The 477-nt window shown below is 72.7% G+C and carries 1 protein-coding gene; it reads right to left on the bottom strand.

The annotated features are described in order from the left end of the window. A partial coding sequence (locus FQ705_RS32555) for an LLM class flavin-dependent oxidoreductase (RefSeq protein WP_144148955.1) occupies positions 1-477 on the bottom strand: 477 nt, incomplete at both ends.

Here is a 477-nt window from a genome sequence, read left to right as displayed (position 1 = left end):
CGATCACGTCGTCGAGATCGAAGCGCGAATAATCGATGCCGCTGCCGGCCGCGAAATGCGCGAGGCCGGCCTCGGGGCTGGCGTGGCGCGCGTACTCGGCGAACTTCTCGCGCGCCTCGGCCTCGGTGCGCCCGACGATCACCGTCACGCCCATGAAGATCTTCAGGCCTGCCGGATCGCGCCCGGCCTCGGCCGCCTGGCGGCGCAGCTCGGCCACCAGCTTGCGCGTGCCGGCGCGGCTGCCGCTCGATACGAACACGCATTCGGCATGGCGCGCCGCGAACTGCTGGCCGCGCCCCGAGGAGCCCGCCTGGAACAGCACCGGCGTGCGCTGCGGCGAGGGTTCGGCGAGGTGGTAGCCGTCGACCTCGTAGAAGCGGCCGCGATGGCGGATGCGGTGCACCTTGGCCGGATCGGCGAACACGCGCGCCTCGCGGTCGCGGCGCACCGCGCCGTCTTCCCAGCTGCCTTCCCACA

It is taken from the genome of Paraburkholderia sp. BCC1884, from assembly GCF_900996225.1.
In the GTDB taxonomy this organism is placed as follows: Bacteria; Pseudomonadota; Gammaproteobacteria; order Burkholderiales; family Burkholderiaceae; genus Paraburkholderia.
Note: the sequence above shows the minus strand (reverse complement) of the source record. Positions and strands in the feature narration are given on the sequence as shown.